Source organism: Massilia sp. BHUDP2 (assembly GCF_046236355.1).
In the GTDB taxonomy this organism is placed as follows: Bacteria; Pseudomonadota; Gammaproteobacteria; order Burkholderiales; family Burkholderiaceae_D; genus Telluria; species Telluria varians.
Map to the genome: position 1 here is coordinate 387,860 of NZ_JBJUVW010000003.1, position 12,439 is coordinate 400,298.

Consider the following 12,439-nt stretch of genomic DNA (forward strand, 5'->3'; position numbering starts at 1 on the left):
ATGCTGAAGATCATCGGCAAGGACACGTCGATCAACGTGCGCAAGGTGCTGTGGACCTGCCGCGAGCTCGGGCAGTCCTTCGAGCGCGAGGATTGGCACGAGGGACACGCCGGGCTGAACCCGAACAAGCTGGTGCCGGTACTGGTGGACGAAGGCTTCGTGCTGTGGGAGTCGAACACGATCTGCCGCTACCTCTGCAACCGGTACGGCGAACAGGGCGCCGGCGCCTTGCTCCCTGTTGGCGCGCGCGACCGTGCCCGCGTCGAGCAATGGATGGACTGGCAGGCCACCGACCTGAATACGGCCTGGCGCCCTGCCTTCATGGCGCTGGTGCGCAGGCACCCGTCTTACCGGGACCCGGCGCAGGTCGAGGCCAGCATCGCCGCCTGGAACCGCCACATCGGCATCCTCGATGCCCAGCTGCGCGCCACCGGCGCCTACGCCGCGGGCAGCGCCTTCACGCTGGCCGACGTCGTGCTGGGACTGTCGGTGAACCGCTGGATGATGACGCCCATGGACAAGCCGGACTTGCGCCACGTGGCGGCCTATGTCGAGCGCCTGAGCGAACGGCCGGGTTTCCGCGAGTTCGGGCGCAACGGCGTCGCTTGACATGGTCTGGTAAGATCGGCTTTCACCGCCGCTCCTCTGCCATGCCGCCTTCCTACGCCCGCATCGATCCCCGTTTCGCCCAGCCTGGCCACCCGCCCGCCACCATCGACGAGTTCGACGGCGTGCGCTTCCTGCACCTGGGCACCTCCTGGGTGCAGGGCGCGATGCGGCTGTCCAAGCCGGACGCGATCGAGCTCGAATACGTCCAGATGATGATGATGTGGACGCTGTTCATCCAGAACCCGCGCCGCATCGTGCAGCTGGGCCTCGGCAGCGCGGCCCTGACCAAGTTCTGCTACCGGCGCTTTCCCGGCGCACGCGTGAGCGTGGCCGAGCTGAACCCGAACGTGATCGCCATCTGCCGCGCCCTGTTCGGCCTGCCCGAGAACGACGCGCGCCTGGACGTGCGCGAGATGAACGCGCTCGACTTCGTGCTCGATGCCGGCAACCACGGCCAGGTCGACGTGCTGCAGGTCGACCTGTACGACCACGATGCCCGCGGCCCGGTGCTCGATTCGCTGGATTTCTACCAGGGCTGCTACGACTGCCTCACGAACGACGGCATCATGACCGCCAATGTGTTCGGCGACTTCAACAGCTACGACAAGAACCTGCTCACCATGCAGCAGGTCTTCGACGCCGTGGTCTGGCTGCCCGAGGTGCACGATGCCAACATCGTGGTGCTCGCCTTCAAGAACGCCCCGGAGCTCGACTTCTCGGTGCTGTACGAACGTGCAGGCGAGATCCGGCGCCACCTCAACCTGCCTGCCAAGAAGTGGGTGGACGGGCTGAAGGAGTGGATGCGCGACCACGCCTGAGGGTCGCGCAGCGGCAGCTCAGCGCGCCAGCCCCCCCTCGGCCTTGGCCAGCGACAGTCCCGCTGCTAGCACAGACGGTCCTCGCTTGCCATCCCCTTCTCATCAATACACCGAATCACGTAAAACTGTTGTGTCTTGCACAGTTCACACTTGTATTTACGCATTTCCTTGTTCAGAATCAATTCGCCACGGTTATGGGAGACCTAGTTTTTGTGATGGCGTAATTCAATTCTCAACAAGGGGACAAGATGGTGAAACACGCAGAAAAGCAGGTATTGCTGGTGACCGCGCTGGTATCGGCCATGACATCGGCATTCGCGCAGGAAGCAGCGGGCGGCCAGGAACAGAAGGAGACGGCCACCGTGGTCGTGCTGGGTTCGCGGACCCAGGCCAAGACCGCACTGGACACCGCCGTGCCGGTCGGCCTGATCAGCGCGAAAGACCTCCAGTCGGCCGGCTCGCTCGAACTCGGCAAGGTGCTGCAGGACCTCGACCCTTCGTTCAACTTCACTACTACTTTTATTAGCGACGGCACCGACATCATCCGCCCCGCCACCTTGCGCGGGCTCGGCCCCGACCAACTGCTGGTGCTGGTCAACGGCAAGCGCCGCCACCAGCAGGCGCTGGTCAACGTGCAGCAGACCATCGGCCGCGGCTCGGCCGGCACCGACATCAATGCGATTCCCTTGTCCGCCATCCAGTCGATCGAAGTGCTGCGCGACGGCGCCGCGGCGCAGTACGGCTCGGACGCGATCGCCGGCGTGATCAACATCGTGCTGAAAAAGGGTGTCACCGATACCCAGTTGAGCGCCAGTCTCGGCACCACCAAGGAAGGCGACGGCGACACCTTCAGCGGCAGCGCGCACAAGGGCTTCGCCCTCGGCGCCAACGGCGGCTACCTGAACCTGTCGGTCGAAGGCCGCGACCGCGACGAAACCAATCGCGCCGGCCTGGACACCGCGCGCGTCAACCCGCCGCGGGTCACCCAGCGCATCGGCGACAGCAAGGCCAAGGACGCCTACCTGTGGCTGAACGCCGCGCTGCCCTTGGGTGGCGGCGAGCTGTACGCTTTTGGCGGCGCATCCCGGCGCAAGGGCGATTCGTCCGGCTTCTTCCGCACCGCCGACGACGCGCGCAACGTGCCGGCCGTGTACCCGAACGGCTTCCTGCCGAACATCATCACCACCGTCAAGGATGCCTCGCTCGGCGTCGGCTACAAGCACGACCTGAGCGGCGACTGGAGCGTGGACCTGAGCGTCAACCATGGCCGCAGCGAGCTCGGTTTCCACGAGCGCAACTCGATCAACGTCAGCTACTACTACGAGAACGGCAGCTCGCCCCTGGAGGCCGACACCGGCAAGCTAAAGTTCGACCAGACCACGCTGAACCTGGACTTCAAGGGCTCGGTCGACGTCGCCGGCGCCCCGCTCCACATCGGCGCCGGGTTCGAATGGCGCCGGGATAACTACCAGATCGTGGCCGGCGACCCGGTCTCTTACCAGTACGGCCGCAGCAACGACCCGCGCAAGATCATCCGCGACCAGAGCGGCGGCATCGCGGCATCCGGCATCCAGGGCTTCCCGGGCTACACCCCGGGCACGGAGGTGGACGACGGCCGCCACAACACCGCTTATTACATCGACCTGGAACGCAAGCTCGGCGATGCGCTCTCGCTGGGCGCGGCCCTGCGCCACGAACGCTACTCGGACTTCGGCAACACCACCATCGGCAAGCTGAGCCTGCGCTACGACCCGTCGCGCACGATCGGCCTGCGCGCCAGCGCCTCGACCGGTTTCCGCGCGCCGGGCGTGCAGCAGAAGTTCTACAGCTCGGTGTCGACCAACCTGAATGCCGCCGGCGTGCTGACCGAAACCCTGACCGCGCGCGAGAACAGCGCCGTGACCCGCGCCTTCGGCATCGCCCCGCTGCAGGAGGAAACCTCGAAGAGCGCCAGCGTCGGCATGATCCTGCGTCCGACCCAGAACTTCTCGGTGACGGCCGACCTGTACCGCACCAACATCGACGACCGCATCGTGTTCTCGTCGAACATCGCGCCGGAGTCGGGCCCGTGCACCACGGCGGCCGCCTGCCCGATCCGGGCCATCCTCGACCCGCTGCGCGTGGGACAGGCGCAGTTCTTCACCAATGCGATCGACACCAGCACCACCGGTTTCGACCTGGTGGCCCAGCACACCACGCGCGGCCAGGGTTCGACCCTGGTGCTGTCCGGCCAGCTCGGCTTCAACCGCACCAAGGTGAAGGACCGCCATTCGCAGTCCTCGGTCTTGACGGGCGCGCAGCTGTTCGACGACACCCAGGTGACGCTGATCGAGAAGGGACAGCCGCGCCAGCACCATGTGGTGGCCGCCGACTACACGTTCGGCCAGTGGAATGCGACGGCGCGCGCGAACTACTTCGGCGAAGTGGAAGGCCAGGGCTTCACGCCGGGCTTCATCCAGACCTGGTCGGCGAAGTGGATCTTGGACCTGACCGGGCGCTACAACTTCACCAGGAATCTGAGCCTGACGGCGGGCGTCAACAACCTGTTCGATACCTATCCGACCCGGTGGGACCCGGTGAAGGCGGCGCCCTTTCCGCAACTGGGCTTTACGCACTGCTGGGAAACCTGCCCGTTCGGGATCAATGGGCGCTCGTACTACGTGAAGGCGGATTACGCGTTCTGACGCCACGTCCCGCGACCCGTGCCTGGCGCGGGTCGCGGATGTGGTGCTTTTACTTGAATGCGTCCGGTCGACCTTTGAACCACTGGGCGAGGCCGGCGACAAAGTCTGCAAGATGGTCTTTGTCAGGCGTGCGCAGCGCGTGCCCGGCCTTGGGATACTCGATGAACGTGAAGTTCTTATCGGGGCGTGCGGCGAAGTAGTCGCGCAGCTTGCGGCCTGATTCGATCGGGACGCTGTCGTCTTGTTCGCCCATTGCGGCGACGATCGGGATAGTCAAAGCCGCGTAGGCCGCCAGTGGATCGTAGAACAGGTGCGAACTCCAGTAGCGATACGAGTTGCCGAAGAACTCCTTGTCGACGTTGTGCGGGTCCGCCTTGATGGCAGCATAGGTCTGGAGTAACTGCTCGCGCGTGAACAGCGTTGCATAGGGCGCCACGCCACGCGCATTGAAAATCAGGAACTCTTCGCTTTGCGGCAGGCCGCCGCTGCCACCCGTGGCAAGCCAACCGATTTTCTTGCTGCGCGAAGCAACGATCGGGGCGACCATGCCGCCTTCGGAGAAGCCCAGGATTGCCAGCTTGCGCGCCGCGAGCCTCTTCAGGCGCGGCTCCTTGTCGATGAATGCCAGTGCGTCCTCGACCCGGCGCTCCAGGTAATCCGCGCGGCGATAGGTCGCAGAACAACGCGTTCCATCGTCGCCCTTCTCGATGCCGGCTTTTTCGAGAAAGTAGACATCGACGGGCGCCGGGTAGCGCTGGAAGAAGGCAGGGATGCGCTGGCCGAACGCGCGGCAACCCGATCCGCTGATCAGGAGGATCGGAACCGCATTGTCAGCAGAGCCGGCATCGTGCAGGCGGAAATAGCGGCGCTGCTGGCCGTCGATCTGCATCGTTGCCTCGTCGAGCCTGCGTTCGGCCGGGATCTCGAGGACTTCCAGCACCCGGCTGGCGCCCACTCCGACCTTTTCACCGCCCCCCATCAGGAAGATGCGGTTGCCGACCACAGCCGCGCCATGCCCGTGCCGTGGCGTCGGCATGGCCGGCAGGGCCGACCAGCGGTCCGTCTTGGGATCGTAGACCCAGGCATCGGGAAACACCTTGCTGGCCGGGACAAACTGCTCGCCGCCGAAGGCATACAGCTTGCCGTCGTAGGCGGCCGCAGCCAGGCCGCCCTGGGCCTGGGGCATCGGGGCCCTGGTCTCCCAGCGGCCGGTAGAGGGATCGTAGACCTCCAGCGTCGCCAGATTGACCGGACGCTGCCGGCCATCGGCCTGCTTGAGCATCTGGCGGCCACCCACCACATAGATCTTGTCGTCGATGACGGCGGCGGCTGCGCTGTTGCGCGCGCTGGGCGCGTCGGGGATGCGCTCCCAGCGCTTGGTGCGCGTGTCCAGCGCCTCGCCGCGGGCGGTATCCATGTGCGCGTTGATGTGTGCCGCCTCCGGGCTCGTCGGGACGCGCCCGCCGATGAAGTAGATCTTGTCCTTGACGGTAGCGACCACGCCTTCGGCCCGCGCCTGCGGCAGGGACGGGCCAGCCGACCACCGGTTCGTCCCGGCGTCGTACACGAACACGGTCGCATGGGCGCGCCAGTCCGGAATGGCGCCGGAGAAGCCGCCGATGCCGTAGATCCTGCCGCCGGCCTCGGCCAAGGCGATATGGTGCCGGCCTTCCGGCAAGGGCGCGAGCGTGGTCCAGCGGCCCGCTTTTACGTCGTAGGCTTCGACATGGTCGGTGAAACCCGGCGGCTGCGAGAGCACACCGCCTGCCACGATGATCCTGTCGCCCAGCACGGCGGGATAGATTTCCTGCCGCGCGATGGCGGCATCAGGCGCGCGGGACCAGCGTACTGCCGGCGTCGCGTCGGCGGCTGCCTGCGCCGCGGCCTGGCAAGGGGTGGCGAGCAAGGCCACGGCCAGCATGGCCGGCAGAATCGATTTCACTTGTGTCTCCTTCGGTCAGCGACGCTCGCGCCACCAGAGCAACAGCATCGCCAGGGTGAACGCGAGCGCGAACGGCCAGGCCGGGAAGGCACGTGCGGCGCCCGCCAATGCTGTCGCCGGCGTACGCGCGGCAAAGCGCGCGGTGGCATCGCGCCGCTGCGCCGCCTGCCATTGCGGCCAGTCGCCCGGCGCGTAGACGTAGACCGCATGCGTGCCCGCTTTCGCATCCTCTACCTGCAACCAGCCCGACCGCTCCGGCCAGACGGCCACGCAGGCGGCATCGACACGCGGCGACCAGGAGCGCACCAGCTTCAGGTCCGGGAACGCTGCCTCACCCTTTACGCCGCGCGCGCACAGCTCCATGCGCTGGCCCGGCAAGGGTAGTTCTTCCGGCTCCAACCATTCGACTTCTTTCGAAACGTCGATACCCACGCGGTCCAGCACGGCCTGCCACCACAGCGCCAGCGCTTGCGGCTCGGCGATCGCGTGGCGATGCCATTCTGCGGCGCCGAGCCAGGCGATGCGGCCCTTCTGCCAGCTGCGGGTCCACACCATGCCGTCCGCGCCGAGCCACTCGCCGGCTTCACGCGCGGCGGGGTTCAGCCGCGCCACCGGCAGCTCCAGCGGCGCATCGATCTTCTTGTCCGCCGGCTGCGGCAGCAAGCGCAAGCCCAGGGTGCGCGACCAGATGCCCGGATCGTTGGCGTTCGCGCCCAGCACCAGGAGCGGCAGGCCGCCGGCCACGCGGCCCAGCAGCGCTGAGCGTTCCGCGCTGCTTGCACGCTCGAGCCAGGCAGCGTCGATCACCAGCAGGTTCGGCGCCTTCATCTCGGCCAGCGGCAGCTCGGTGCGCGTGATGGCGCGGCCCAGCACCACCTGCCAGTCGAGCAGCGCACCGCTGCCGGCCAGCAGTTCGTTCAGGGTGCGCACATCAAAAGAAGGCGCGCCGAAGCGGCCCTGCACCTGCAGGATATTCGGTTCCTCGATGGTCAATGGCACCGGACCTTCGGCGATGGTCTTGCCGGCGCCATCCAGCAGGCGCGCCCTGAGCACCAGGCGCTCGGCCAGCGGCGGCATCCAGTTGACGACGAGATCGCCGGTGCCGCGCGCATCGGCGATGAGCTGGCCGTTCTCGGCCAGCAGCTGCAGGCGCGCGTCTGTTTTATCGTCGCGCTGCACCCGGAGCGTGAACGTACGGCCGAGCGCCAGCTGGCGCGGGTAATGCAGGCGCAGGCTGCCGCCTTCCGGACGCTGCCACTGCAGCGGCAGCGCGGGCAGGTCGTTCCACTGGGCGGCGCGCAGGCCGTCGCCCTTGACCGCAAAAGCGCGCACGCCCTCCAGTGCCGGCGCAGGAGCGGCCGCATCGAGCGTGAGGGTTCGGCCCGCATCGCCCGGCAGCTTGACGCCGGCCGCGAACAGGCCGAGCGCCGCCGCGGCGACCAGCACCAGCAGCGCATCGATGAATGCGCGGCGCCAGGCATACAGGCCGGCGCTGGCAATGCCTGCCAGGCCGATCAGGGCCAGCATCAGGTTCGTGCTCATCATTATTTCGTCCCCTCACGCCAGGCGCGCACGAAGGGCGTCTCGACCACCGGCTTGGCCTGCAGCAGCACCTGGCCCTGCCCCGCGCCCTGGCGCAGCCAGGCGCGCAGCACCGGACGGCATGCGACGCAACCGTCGGCCACGTCCTGGATCGCCTTCTGGGCAGACAGGCGCTGGTCGTCGTCCTGCAGGCGCTCGCGCACCCAGTCGTGGGCGCTGCGGGTCCACAGGGCCGGCAGCGGGCCGTCGCCGGAGAGCGCCTGCACCAGTTGGCCGAGGTCTTCCGGCACGCGTTTGTCGGCGCCGCCCTGCTCGCGGCGGTAGCTGGCAGTGCCATCCATGTCGCCGGTCATGCGCTTTTCTTCCTTGATCGGCGGCGGCACGAAGGCGGTCTTGTGCAGGTAGATACGCTCGGCCTGTTGCAGCTCCTTGATCGCTTCCAGCGCCTTGTGCTCGGGCGCCAAGGCCACCTTCGGCGTGATCGCGCGCAGCGCCTTCTCGGCATCCCACATCGCCACCAGCGCGCGGCGCAGCACCTTTTTCGTGTCTTCGTCGTACAGCGTGGCGTTTTCGGCCTCGTCGTGGGCGTGGCCGTATTCGTGCAGGATGTCCTTGGTGCTTCCCTCGCTGCCATGGTCGTGGCCGTCGTCCTCGGCGTGTTCTTCTTCGCCGTCGGTAAACAGCGAGGACTCCTCGCCCAGGAACTGCCCGTAGCGCCGGCGCAGCGTGCCCTGGTCGCTGGCGATCTTCTGGCTGCGCTCGATCACCTCGTCCCTGGCGATCTTCCGGGTGCGCATGTCGGCGATCAGCTGTTCGGTATCGATGATGATCTGGCGCTGGCTGCGCAGGCTCTGTGGCTTGACCAGCATCGGCATGGCGGCGCTCTCCTCTTCCGCTTCCTCCGCGGGCGCCGGCAGGCGCAGGGTATAGGTCGGCGACTGCACGGTATGCGGGCGCGCCGCGTTGTCGGTGGCGCGGACAAAAAAGTACAGCTCGTCGCCCGGCTCCATGCCCAGCTCCGCCAGCGACCAGTTCTTGGACCAGTTGCGCTGCTTCGGGTCGGGCGAGCCCGGCAAGGGCATCTCGCGGTCGGTGAAGCGGATGTTCTCGCCGCTGCCGCGCGCCAGCGTCATGTGCAGGGTGGCGCGCTTTATCAGGTAGTCGTCGCGCACCTTCACGCCCATGGCGGCGCTGGTCGCCGTATCAGGCAGCTCCTGCACCATCTGGGTCGGTGCGGTGATGGTGATTTCCGGCGGCTGGTCGGGAATGACCTTGACCGTATAACGGCTCCCGCGCCAGCGCCAGAACACCGATTCGGTAGCAGTCCAGCGCACGCACTCCTTGCCCGGCTTGAGCACCTGGCCGGTACTGAGCTCGATGCTGTCTTCCGCGGTCGACGGGTCCTTCAGGCACCAGGTCATCACGGTCTGCTCCGGCACCTGCAAGTCCTTCGGCGCCGTTTCGATCGGCGCCACGCCGGTATAGGCCGGCGGCGCGGTGCGCACCACCAGCTGGCTCGCTACCTGCGCCGCGATCGTCGCCGGCAGCTTGGCGGGTGCGGCGACACCGCCCTGCTGCGGAGCGGTCGTGGCGAACCAGACCGCAGCGGCCGCGGCCACGCTGCCCAGCAGCCAGGGCACACCAAGCGTCACGCGGCCGCGCGCGATGCCGCGCAGCTGCCGGTTCGTGAGGCTGGCATCGAGGCGTTCGAGGATGCGGCGGCGCTGCAGCTGGGCGACCGGCGTCGGCGCATGCTCGATCAGCGCGCTGCTGTCTTCCATCTCCGGGACGGCGCCGTCCAGCCAGGAGGTCCATTCGATAGCGACGCGGCGGCGCAGGATGGCCCAATCCCAGGCGCACCACATGCTCCATGCGATCAGGCCCGGCGCGGAGCGGATGAACAGCCACGGCAGCGCACCGGCGATCCACAGGGGCAGCCGGCGCAGCTGGGCGGCACGCCAGACGCGTTTGACGATCTCAGCGCCGTCTTGCATGCGTGAGTATCCTTTCGAGTACGAACAATGCCGTAAGAAGCGCCATCAGCATGTCGCGCAGCGCGCCGCTCGGTTCCGGCGCACGGGCAGTGCCGGACGCTTCGAACACGCGCGACGGCGCGGTATAGGCTGGCGGCCCGACATGCAGGCGCTGCCAGCTATCGAGCAGCGTGCGCGCCGCATCCGCCGTCGCCGGCGGCCAGGCTTCCGAATGCCATACACGGCCGCGCGCGCTGTCGGCATAGCGCAAGCCGTCTACCTGCTGGGCCTTGCCCAACTCCGGGAAGGCGGCGATGTCGGTGACCAGCCACAGCGGCGCGCGCAGCGATGCCGGCGGCGCCTCCTTGCGGTCCCAGACGATGAGCGAGGTTGTCGTGCCCGGCGCCGCGTCGATGGCGATACCCTCCAGGGCGAACACGCGGCGCCACTGCTCGGGACGCTCGCTGGCGATATGGACGCGGCGCTCGACCTTTTCCGGCTGACGCGCCAGGGTACGCAGTTCGATCCTGCGGCCGAATTCCGGCCGCAGAGCCGGCATCGGCACGTCGCCCAGCACCAGCAGGCGCGCTTCCGGGCGCCACTCGCGCTGGTGGGCGCGCAGCCAGGCGATCGCCTGCTCGGCCGGCATGCTCAGGCGGTCGGCCTTGGCCAGCCCGGCCTGCGCCGCCTGCGCATCGGCCCACTTGGCATCGGTGCCGGTGGCGACGATCACGGTATCGCCGCGCCAGGGCGTGACTGGGTCGGCCAGCCAGGCGATGACGGTGGCCAGCAGCAGGCAACGCACCAGCAGCAGGAGCATGTCCTTCCAGCGCCACTCGCGCGTCTGGCGCGGCTCGGCGCGCGGCAAGAAGCGGCTGGTGGCCAGCAGCTCAGCCTTGTTCTGCTCGCGCTTGCGGCGATGCCACCAGATCGGCAGCAGCAGGATCGGTAATGCGAACCACCACAGCTGGTTCATGGGCGACTCCCCGGACGGCGCAGCCAGAGACGCAGGACTTCGCCCGGCGGCTGCTCGATACGTGCGGACACGATCGGGATATCGCTCTTGCGGCAGGCCGCCGTCACCGTGGCGAAGTGCGCCTCGCGGTTCTGGCGATAGCCTTCCTTCAGGTCGGCGCCGAAGCGGTAAACACCCGCCTCCTGCTCCGGGTCGCGATAGGCCAGGTTCGACGAAAAGCTGGCGTCCACTTCCGCCTGCGTCTGCAGGCACAGCACGCGCACGTCGTGGCGCATGCCGCGCAGGCGGACCAAAGCCTGCGACAGCGGCGAGGGCCAGTCGAGCAAATCGCTGGCCGCATAGACGACGCTGGGGGACTGGGCAAAATGCAGGCTGGCACGCAGGACGTCGGCATCCGGCAGTTCGCCCTCGGCCTGCACGCGGCTGAGCTGCAGCAGCACGCGCTGCAGCTGGCGCGGTCCGCGCATGGCCGGAGTGAACTGGACCTTGCCGCCGTTCAGGACGACCAGTCCGAAGGCGTCGCCCTGGCGCTGGGCGATCGCTGCCACGCAGCCGAGCAAGGTGCGCGCATAGGCCAGCTTGTCCACGCCCTCTACCTCGCGGCTGGGCTCGAGCATCGAGGCGCTGGCGTCCAGCACCAGCCAGACGGCCACGTGGCTGTCGCGCTCCGCCTCGCGCACGAAGTAACGGTCGGCGCGCGCCAGCAGCTTCCAGTCGACGCGGCGCCACTCGTCCCCGGGCGCATAGGCCCGGTACTCGGAAAATTCAACGCCCGCCCCACGCTCGCGCCCGGCGTGGATGCCGTGGCCGAGCCCCGCCAGCACATGGCGGATCACGAGGTCGAGCTTCTGCGTGTGCGCGATCAGCGCGGTCTTCGCCAGCGACAAGATTAATCGACCCGGATCTCGTTACGCAGGGATTGCAGGATGTCGGCGATGGCGATGCCGTCGGCCTCGGCCTCGAAGTTGCGCAGCACGCGATGCGCCAGCACCGGCAGCAGCATGGCCTGGATGTCGTCGCGCGTGACTGCCAGGCGTCCCTGCATCAGGGCGCGCGCTTTCGATGCCAGCACCAGGGCCTGGCCGGCGCGCGGACCGGCGCCCCAGCCGATGTGCTGCTTGACCGCCGCCACCGTGGTGAGGGCCGGACGGGTGTTGCGCACCAGGCGCGTCGCGTAGCGCAGCAGGTGTTCGCCGATCTCGATGTCGCGCACCAGCTGCTGCAGGCGCAGCAGGGTCTCGACCGTCATCGCCGGCTCGGCGTCGTCCAGGCCCGCGTGGGTGGTGCGCGAAACCATCAGCACCTCCTCATCCTCGGTCGGATAGACGACGTCGATGCGCAGCAGGAAGCGGTCGAGCTGGGCTTCCGGCAGCGGATAGGTGCCGGCCTGCTCGATCGGGTTCTGCGTGGCCAGCACGAAGAAGGGGCGTGGAAGTTTATGGGTGGTGCCGGCGAAGGTGACGGCACGTTCCTGCATCGCCTCCAGCAGCGCCGACTGGGTCTTGGGCGGTGCGCGGTTGATCTCGTCCGCCAGCAGCACCTGGGTGAACACGGGGCCTTGCTGGAAACGGAACACGCGCTGGCGCGTCGTGGTGTCTTCTTCCAGGATCTCGGTGCCGACGATATCCGAAGGCATCAGGTCCGGCGTGAACTGCACGCGGCGGAATTCCATGTCGGTGGCCTGCGCCAGCGATTTCACCAGGAGGGTCTTGCCCAGGCCCGGCACGCCCTCGACCAGCGCATGGCCGCCCGCCAGCAGGCAGGTCACCAGCAGGTCGACCACGTCTTCCTGCCCGATGATCACGCGCGCCATGCTGGCCTTCAGTGCGCCCACTTTCGCCGTCAGCTCGGCAATTTCCGTTTCACTCCACGCTACCACTTCACGTTCCGCCACC

9 protein-coding genes are annotated in these 12,439 nt (G+C 67.8%); 3 read left to right on the plus strand and 6 right to left on the minus strand.

Translation table 11 applies throughout. The features are described from left to right. From ACK6C6_RS18520 to ACK6C6_RS18530, 3 genes are all read left to right on the plus strand, one after another. Complete coding sequence (locus ACK6C6_RS18520) at nucleotides 1-609, plus strand: glutathione S-transferase family protein (protein WP_409268658.1); 609 nt, start codon at nucleotides 1-3, stop codon at nucleotides 607-609. A 41-nt stretch (nucleotides 610-650) separates the two neighbouring features. Further along, nucleotides 651-1,427 (plus strand): spermidine synthase, encoded by a 777-nt coding sequence (locus ACK6C6_RS18525; protein ID WP_209589815.1) that lies wholly within the window; start codon nucleotides 651-653, stop codon nucleotides 1,425-1,427. 248 nt (nucleotides 1,428-1,675) lie between these two features. Continuing rightward, the gene (locus ACK6C6_RS18530) at nucleotides 1,676-4,111 is read left to right on the plus strand and encodes a TonB-dependent receptor plug domain-containing protein (protein ID WP_409268660.1); all 2,436 of its coding nucleotides are present in this window, start codon (nucleotides 1,676-1,678) and stop codon (nucleotides 4,109-4,111) included. Nucleotides 4,112-4,160: 49 nt separating this feature from the next. On the opposite strand, the gene ACK6C6_RS18535 is transcribed toward ACK6C6_RS18530, so the two are convergent. From ACK6C6_RS18535 to ACK6C6_RS18560, 6 genes are read right to left on the minus strand one after another with little or no spacing between them, the layout of a single operon-like run. Continuing rightward, nucleotides 4,161-6,053, minus strand: coding sequence for a kelch repeat-containing protein (locus tag ACK6C6_RS18535; RefSeq protein WP_409268662.1), 1,893 nt, complete (start codon nucleotides 6,051-6,053; stop codon nucleotides 4,161-4,163). A gap of 15 nt (nucleotides 6,054-6,068) precedes the next feature. After that, nucleotides 6,069-7,598 (minus strand): hypothetical protein, encoded by a 1,530-nt coding sequence (locus tag ACK6C6_RS18540; RefSeq protein WP_409268663.1) that lies wholly within the window; start codon nucleotides 7,596-7,598, stop codon nucleotides 6,069-6,071. After that, nucleotides 7,598-9,589 (minus strand): DUF4175 family protein, encoded by a 1,992-nt coding sequence (locus ACK6C6_RS18545; protein ID WP_409268664.1) that lies wholly within the window; start codon nucleotides 9,587-9,589, stop codon nucleotides 7,598-7,600. Before ACK6C6_RS18545 ends, ACK6C6_RS18540 begins: the two co-directional genes overlap by 1 nt. Further along, on the minus strand, nucleotides 9,573-10,544 hold the full coding sequence (locus tag ACK6C6_RS18550) for a BatA domain-containing protein (RefSeq protein ID WP_409268666.1): 972 nt from the start codon (nucleotides 10,542-10,544) through the stop codon (nucleotides 9,573-9,575). The genes ACK6C6_RS18545 and ACK6C6_RS18550 overlap by 17 nt, the downstream gene beginning before the upstream one ends. Further along, the gene (locus tag ACK6C6_RS18555; protein ID WP_209589821.1) at nucleotides 10,541-11,431 is read right to left on the minus strand and encodes a DUF58 domain-containing protein; all 891 of its coding nucleotides are present in this window, start codon (nucleotides 11,429-11,431) and stop codon (nucleotides 10,541-10,543) included. The genes ACK6C6_RS18550 and ACK6C6_RS18555 overlap by 4 nt, the downstream gene beginning before the upstream one ends. 2 nt (nucleotides 11,432-11,433) lie before the next feature. Next, a complete protein-coding gene (locus ACK6C6_RS18560) occupies nucleotides 11,434-12,438 on the minus strand; it encodes a MoxR family ATPase (RefSeq protein WP_209589822.1) in 1,005 nt (334 codons plus the stop codon). Nucleotide 12,439: the final 1 nt, after the last annotated feature.

Excerpts from the sequence above, each read along its gene's own strand:
- ACK6C6_RS18520 (WP_409268658.1), top strand. The coding sequence starts at position 1 with ATGCTGAAGATCATCGGCAAGGACACGTCGATCAACGTGCGCAAGGTG.
- ACK6C6_RS18525 (WP_209589815.1), top strand. The coding sequence starts at position 651 with ATGCCGCCTTCCTACGCCCGCATCGATCCCCGTTTCGCCCAGCCTGGC.
- ACK6C6_RS18530 (WP_409268660.1), top strand. The coding sequence starts at position 1,676 with ATGGTGAAACACGCAGAAAAGCAGGTATTGCTGGTGACCGCGCTGGTA.
- ACK6C6_RS18540 (WP_409268663.1), bottom strand. The coding sequence starts at position 7,598 with ATGATGAGCACGAACCTGATGCTGGCCCTGATCGGCCTGGCAGGCATT.
- ACK6C6_RS18545 (WP_409268664.1), bottom strand. The coding sequence starts at position 9,589 with ATGCAAGACGGCGCTGAGATCGTCAAACGCGTCTGGCGTGCCGCCCAG.
- ACK6C6_RS18550 (WP_409268666.1), bottom strand. The coding sequence starts at position 10,544 with ATGAACCAGCTGTGGTGGTTCGCATTACCGATCCTGCTGCTGCCGATC.